Source organism: Endozoicomonas sp. YOMI1, from assembly GCF_024606345.1.
Taxonomy (GTDB): Bacteria; Pseudomonadota; Gammaproteobacteria; order Pseudomonadales; family Endozoicomonadaceae; genus Endozoicomonas.
In genome coordinates, this window is sequence record NZ_JAHHPM010000366.1 from 1 (window position 1) to 6,525 (window position 6,525).

General features: G+C 48.4%; 8 protein-coding genes. 2 read left to right on the forward strand and 6 right to left on the reverse strand.

Annotated features, from left to right (window positions below):
- The first annotated feature begins 205 nt into the window (after positions 1-205).
- Positions 206-1,459, forward strand: coding sequence for an ankyrin repeat domain-containing protein (locus KDK15_RS13035; protein WP_257295818.1), 1,254 nt, complete (start codon positions 206-208; stop codon positions 1,457-1,459).
- A 161-nt stretch (positions 1,460-1,620) separates the two neighbouring features.
- Entirely contained in the window at positions 1,621-1,830 is a 210-nt protein-coding gene (locus KDK15_RS13040) for a hypothetical protein (RefSeq protein ID WP_257295819.1), read from the forward strand.
- A gap of 238 nt (positions 1,831-2,068) precedes the next feature.
- On the opposite strand, the gene KDK15_RS13045 is transcribed toward KDK15_RS13040, so the two are convergent.
- From KDK15_RS13045 to KDK15_RS13070, 6 genes are all read right to left on the reverse strand, one after another.
- Positions 2,069-2,341: a hypothetical protein gene (locus KDK15_RS13045; RefSeq protein ID WP_257295820.1), complete on the reverse strand. Its 273-nt coding sequence runs from the start codon at positions 2,339-2,341 to the stop codon at positions 2,069-2,071.
- Between the two features lie 7 nt (positions 2,342-2,348).
- A complete protein-coding gene (locus tag KDK15_RS13050; protein ID WP_257295821.1) occupies positions 2,349-3,497 on the reverse strand; it encodes a Na/Pi symporter in 1,149 nt (382 codons plus the stop codon).
- Between the two features lie 201 nt (positions 3,498-3,698).
- Positions 3,699-4,148 carry an NfeD family protein gene (locus tag KDK15_RS13055; RefSeq protein WP_257295822.1) on the reverse strand — a complete coding sequence of 150 codons (450 nt, stop codon included), beginning with the start codon at positions 4,146-4,148 and terminating at the stop codon, positions 3,699-3,701.
- A complete protein-coding gene (locus tag KDK15_RS13060; RefSeq protein ID WP_257295823.1) occupies positions 4,148-5,080 on the reverse strand; it encodes an SPFH domain-containing protein in 933 nt (310 codons plus the stop codon). The genes KDK15_RS13055 and KDK15_RS13060 overlap by 1 nt, the downstream gene beginning before the upstream one ends.
- A 262-nt stretch (positions 5,081-5,342) precedes the next feature.
- Positions 5,343-6,221, reverse strand: coding sequence for a hypothetical protein (locus KDK15_RS13065; protein WP_257295824.1), 879 nt, complete (start codon positions 6,219-6,221; stop codon positions 5,343-5,345).
- Between the two features lie 122 nt (positions 6,222-6,343).
- A partial coding sequence (locus KDK15_RS13070; protein ID WP_257295825.1) for a hypothetical protein occupies positions 6,344-6,525 on the reverse strand: 182 nt, incomplete at its 5' end.

Consider the following 6,525-nt stretch of genomic DNA (forward strand, 5'->3'; position numbering starts at 1 on the left):
CGTAACAGCATGGAGAGCCGTGTGCAGTGAAAGTTGCACGCACGGTTCGGAGGGGTGGAAACGGCAACCTGTTTACAGGAGCACGTTCCCTACCCACTACAGTATTAGGGCAAAGAAGTACTGAACATTTTCCTGTTTTATCGGTCATATTCATTATCAAGGTGAATGACTGAGACATGAACGGTGTAAATACCTGAGGTATTAGATGAATAATTCTTATAGAGAGCTTTGCAGTTTTATTGCTCCCAAACTGCAAGCCATGGTTTTCGAGCCAGACTCAAACCCAGAAAATAACAATGCTGGCGGTGCCAGGGCGTTACCTAATGTAATGCCAGACATTGATCCCCATGTGCTTCATTTAACCAGGAGTTTATGTGTCCACCTGGAATGCCGTGAGGTGGTCAATCTGAAGCAGATACAGGCTTACCTTACTCAAGGGGCTGATCTGAATACACAGGTTACCATCGGCAATTTGAGAGACTGTAATCCATTGCACTCTGCGGCCATATCAGGCAACGGAGCGGCGGTGGCAGCCATCATTGCCTCGGGGCAGCTGAAAGATATCAATAGTGTCGATGGGCATGGTTTTACGCCACTGGCATTGCTTTGTGGCGCCCGGGTTAAAAAAGCTAACTTCAACTGTCGTTTTACCAGTGTATTGGAGGAACGCAATGCAAGGCGTGTGGGTCTGGAGGCCTTGCTTGGGGCAAACGCCGATCAGCACATAACGGATCATAACAGCTACAAGCCTGTTCACCATGCCGCCAGGCACAACTTTCCCGGATTGATCAAACGCCTGGTGGAGCATTACCTGGCCACTGACATTGGCGGTGCCGCCCGTCCTGGCGATCTCATCAACTGCCCGGATCGACTGGGCAATACGCCACTGCACATTGCCGCCAGATACAATCAACTGGGTTCGACAAAAGCCTTACTGGAACTGGAAGCGAATGCAAGCGCACTCAATACTGCTGAGCAGACACCATTGCACCGGCTTTGTATGTCTCAATATAACAATAATGCCTGTGGCGGCCACATAGTCTGTTTGTTGCTGCAGCATGGCGTAGATGCTGACCTTAAAGACAAAAAAGGATTTACCTGGAGTAAATATGCGGGCACAAATGGCATGGACCAACTTCTCAGGTATGTGAGAAACCATAGCAATTTGGCACTGGCCGACCATGAGAATAAAGCAACCGCAGTCTCTGCAGCCAGAAGCAATGTGAACACTGGCAGGAAATCAGGCATACCTCTGAGCCAGGCTAAACAAGTTTTCAAGTGCCTCAAATCCGAGCCGTCGACCCTGCTGCAATCCTGTAAGGTGGTTATTCGAGATATTCTGGAGCAGGAGCATAATCAACCTCATGTTACCGATTGCATGAAAAAAGCTGTGGCTAAGTTAGACCTTCCCCACGAGTTGAAATCAGAATTGCTGGATGGGTATAGTTTTTTTGAGTGAGCCCCCAGGAACTTGCTCTGGGCAAACCCATGCTGATACCAATCTTGCCTGACTACCATAATGAGCATGGTCAGCTTAGCACCCCAGTTAAATTCACAGGAAACCATGTGCTAGACTGACCGCGAAGTATTTATGGATGAGACTTTATCGGGGGAACGCTTATGTACAAATTACTTTCAGCTTTATTCCTTATTCTTTTTACTGCCGGAGTTCTGGCCAGAAGCTTCGATCTGTCGGTGTACCAGGATGGCTACTATCTGCGCTACGAATTCCCACGCTACGGCAAAGATGCCTGGTTTGAAGTAACCCTGGGTCAACGTCGGGGTTTGGCAGGTGTTATTGATCAGGTAAAAAATAAAGCCAGCAAATAACTACTGGCCTTATTTTCACTGCTATAGGTAGTACATCATTTCAATGAGTTTGCTGTGTACAATCTCCGTTCACCGTGTCCTTCAACTCCGCTCAGGATGCACGGGCGAAGGTTGATTGGCACAGTCTTTATTCAGGGTATGGAGTTTACGTCCTTCGACTCCGCTCAGGACGAACGGAGTTTGGGCGTCAATGATAGAAAGAACCCATCAATTGCATTGAAAGGCCCCGATAGCCTGATTACTTTTTACCGGAGCCAGTAATCGAACTCACCAGATTCGACACTGACTTTTTAAAATCTTCAATGGCCGAAATACCCAGCTTTTTTACATCCACCAGGTGTGGCTCTGCCTTGTCCAGGTACTCATCAAGATGATCCACTTCTTCATGCTGCATGTCCTGCCGCTCAGCCTCCAGCTCTTGTTCAAGACGTTTCAGGGTTGCCTTGACCTCTTTGATTTGAGCTTTTAACTCCTTCCTGTGTGCCTTGTATTCCTTGAGTGTTGTCATCATGTCCTCCTCAGGCAGTTATCGCGATCAGGATAGAAGGTAGAATGAAAAAGACACCCACCACATAGGCCAGCACCATCCATTTATTCCGGCTGGCCAACTGGGCAAAACGACGGGCAAGCCTGGGTGGTATATTGCGAAGGAATGGAAGATTGTAAATCGAAAGTACGGCTGACACGTTAAACAACAGATGGACAAGTGCTATCTGCAGGGCAAAGAATCCCATAGCTCCCTGGACTGCTGTCGCCGCCAGCAAAGCCGTGACCGTAGTGCCGATATTGGCTCCCAGGGTAAATGGATACACCTCCTTGAGCTTGAAAATACCATTCCCGGCAAGTGGTACGATCAGACTGGTACAGGTTGAGGATGATTGAACGGCAATGGTCATCATCATGCCTGAGAAAACCCCTGTAGCAGGCCCCTGCCCAATCGCTTTGTGCAGAATCTGCTTGGCTTTACCCACCATCAGATGCTTGAGCAGTTTGCCAAGGTAGATAATGGAAATAAAAATAAAGGCCATCCCTGTCAACGCCAGGCAGATACCCGCCCACAGGTCCGGCAGAGAGCCATAGAGCCCCTTGAACAGGTCTACAGAAGGCCCTGTAAGCACTTTGACAAAGTTCAAACCTTTGATGCTGACAGAGTCGCCTCCAACCAGCATGCCGGCCAGAAAATCAGACGACTTTGACAGGAACCCCGTCATGATCTCCAGCGGGAGAAAAATAATAACCGCCATCAGATTGAAAAAGTCATGAACGGTAGCCGCAGAAAACGCACGACGAAACTCTTTTTTCTTACCGATGTGCCCCATACTGACCAGCGTATTGGTCACAGTGGTACCAATATTGGCCCCCATAATCATCGGAATGGCGGTGGCAACCGGAAGACCTCCGGCAACAAGGCCAACAATCACCGAGGTCACGGTACTGGATGACTGAACAACCGCAGTTGCCAGTGCACCTGCCACCAGCCCCATCACCGGGTTGGTGGCAAAAGCAAATAACTGACGGGCACCATCAGCACCACCAGAAGCCCACTTAAAGCCGGAACCTATCATCCCGACAGCGACCAGCAATAGGTAGATCATCAGCGCAACAAATAGCCACTGGCCAACCTGACCTTTCGGTTGCGTCGACTCGGCTGTATAACTGGGTTGCATTTGAACATCCTGCAAGGTGAATAAACTCGACTATCCAGAAACAACAATACTGGATATCACGGCATCAAACTGGATCACCGAAAAAACGATCGTTCCATTGAAGCGGGACAAGCATAAAGAAACTGTAAAGGAGTCTCAAGCCTGTCCCAAAGAGAATTGAAATTAAGATGGCGGTCATTCCAACACTCAGGTGTTGAATGATCAGACCAGCTCCCTGACCAGTAGCATCATCCCCTGATTTCCCGTTACCGAGACTTTGCTACCTTTTGCGACAGACCTGTCCGATTCGACCTTCCAGAGTGTATCGCCAATCGCAAGTTTACTCTGCCCTGCTGGCAAGTCATGCTCAAGTACAATGGTCCGGCCTATTAACTGTGATGCCCGATTATTTAATTCGGGGCTGTCACTCTTGTTGTTCACTTTACGGAACAGCTTCCAGTATGCCAGTGAGAACAGCAAACTGCCGATACCAAAAATCACCAACTGAATGGGCCAGCTCATGTCAGGCGATAGCCAGAGCCAGAGAGAGACAACCGCAGCAGCGGCGGCACTGCCCAGAAGGAAACCACCAGCTCCAAGCGCCTCTGCACCCAGAAGCGCAAAGAGCAGAATCAACCAGTGCCAGGGTTCCAGTGTAATAGCAATATCCATCAGGCTTCCTTCTTGCTTCCCTTCTTAAGAGTGGCTTCTCCCACCAGCTCTTTAATTCCGGCAATGGAGCCAATCAGGCTACCAGCCTCCAGAGGCATCATGATCACTTTATTATTCTCCGCAGACGCAACGTCCTTCAGTGCTTCTACGTATTTCTGGGCAACAAAATAGTTAATCGCCCGATGATCACCTTCTGCAATAGCCTTGGACACCATAGTCGTTGCCACCGCCTCGGCTTCTGCCAGTCGTTCCCGGGCTTCCGCTTCCCGTCTGGCGGCTTCGAGCTCACCTTCCGCCTTGAGGATCTGTGCCTGCTTTTCACCCTCGGCCACTTTAATGGCAGCTTCACGGGCGCCTTCCGCTTCAAGGATCTGGGCACGTTTATCCCGCTCAGCCTTCATCTGCCTTGCCATGGCTTCCACCAGGTCCGCAGGCGGAGCAATATCACGCAACTCAATACGGGTCACCTTCAAGCCCCAGGGATCGGTGGCTTCATCCACTTTTATCAGCAGGCGCTCATTAATTCGATCCCGGTTGGAAAGCATTTCATCCAGTTCCATGGACCCTAATACCGCCCGGATATTGGTCATCACCAGATTTTTCATGGCACGATCCAGATCGTTAACCTCATAGGAGGCTTTGACGGCATCCTGGACCAGGTAGAAACAGACCGCATCCGTGGTAACCTGGGCATTATCGGCACTGATCACCTCCTGGGGCGGGATGTCCAGAACCTGCTCCATCATATTCATTTTCTTACCAACCGTATCAATCACCGGCACAATCACATGCAGCCCGGGGGTTAACGTACTTGTGTACTTGCCAAATCGCTCAACAGTGTAGTTATAACCCTGGGGAACAATTCGTACACCAGTTGATATAAGAACAGCAATAAGGACAACAAAAGCAATTGCTGTGATTTCCATACCCATAGAAGGCTCCTGTTTACAGACTTTATTTATTCTCACGCAAAGTCCGACTTATGACATCTCATAAGGCATGACTGCACCCTGGTCAGAGTTCTCAAACAAATTGCAAATAGCCGGTGACAACCAAGCCTAAAGAAGAGTTTATCATTAATATCTTTTGCCTGATTGATGATTTATACCAAAATAAAAACCTGGTTTTCGGGTACGACAGACATCGTGTGTAAAAATAACCTTCCGGTGGATCATGTAGCCTTATATTTTTGACCTATGAGTTAAAAGTCGCCGTTTGCATATTGTATGTGTTGTTGCGAAGCCTCCTTTGTCGTTCCATTTTGCGTTCTAAGTAAGCGGGATCCTTGCGAAGCTTCCTTCGACGCTCCCTTTTTAGATTCCTTTCGCGCTCGGCAAAATCGGGATCATTCTGGTAGCGCTCCCTTCGGAGCACCCTTATGCGCTCCCTTTCGCGCTCTGCGAAATCGGGATCATTCTGGTAGCGCTCCCTTGCGCGCTGCCTTTTGCGCTTGGCGTAAACGGGATCTTTGCGAAGCATCCTTAGGCGCTCCCTTTCGCGTTCTGCGTAATCGGGATCATTCTGGTAGCGCTCCCTTCGGCGTTCCCTTTGGCGTTCCTTTTTGCGCTCGGCGAAATCGGGGGCATTCTGGTAGTGCTCCCTTGCGCGCTCCCTTTCGCGCGCCATTTTGCACTTCCTTAAGGACTTCATTTGCGGGTTGTTATCAACAACGGATGAGCTTTGCGGGGTTGATTGACCTGTATCTGTAGCAGGCTGGATCGAAAAACGCTCATTTTCAGGTATATATGTGGGGGCATGATCATTATTTAACGGTTCTATTCTGACTGGTAAGTAAAATAATTGATCTTCTTTAGTAATATTATCAACGCTTGCTATCGACCTTTTTTCCACCCGGGTATCATCAAATGGATTATGAAAAGGCACCGTAGGCTGCTGAAGGTACTTTTTAGTAGTTTCATCAGTACGCATAGCACATAGAATAACAGCAGCTTCTACAACGTCACGGGAGAAGGCCTGACCTGATGCGTCAGATTCAGAAAAAGGAGTATACTGCAAACAGGATGAATGATCAGAAGCTGCATTTAATTGAGCAGAAATAGTGGGTCTATCCATTGAATTATCGAATTATTGAATTTCATCTTAAGACCATTCTTTCTTATAAAAGTTCATCCCTTACATACTCTCCATCTAATATTTATTTGGTAGTGGGACAAATGCCTGTTTGGGCATGAATATCAACCCCGAATTCCAACTTGTTGATCAAAAGGCCAATGACCATATCGTGCATTTTTTACAGTTTTGAAAAGCAAATGGTTTTTCTGACTGGCCGATTGATCCATGCCCTCATGACTAGGAGGCTGCCCGAGAATAGACTGCCCTACTGCGGTGGCAGCAAATTGGTCTAAAAATCCGCTTT